At 48.3% G+C, this 271-nt stretch carries 1 protein-coding gene; it reads right to left on the bottom strand.

What is annotated here, in order from left to right; translation table 11 throughout:
• Positions 1 to 51: 51 nt before the first annotated feature.
• On the bottom strand, positions 52 to 271 hold a 220-nt coding region (locus SB752_RS32485), incomplete at its 5' end, for a hypothetical protein (RefSeq protein WP_410719511.1).

Below are 271 nucleotides of genomic sequence, written 5' to 3'. Positions count from 1 at the left end.
AACCCTACAGTGCGAGTGCGAGCTAGGGATGTATAAGTTAATTGGCAACTTTTACAAGATGTGAGCATACTTCGCCACTTTAGGGAAATAAATTGTCGCACGCTTGTACTGAGTTACAGGCATGACGGCAGTCTGCTTGGCTTTGTCGCTCCGATGATTTACGAAACCGCGCGCCGTTACCGAGACTATATCTACTGGGATGCGATCTTGTTCATGGAGGATCCAGAGATTGTACTCGCAAGAAGCATCCCCGACTGTGCTATCCGTCGTA

It is taken from the genome of Brevibacillus sp. SIMBA_040, assembly GCF_046535075.1.
In the GTDB taxonomy this organism is placed as follows: Bacteria; Bacillota; Bacilli; order Brevibacillales; family Brevibacillaceae; genus Brevibacillus.
This window is presented reverse-complemented; position numbering and strand designations above follow the sequence as displayed.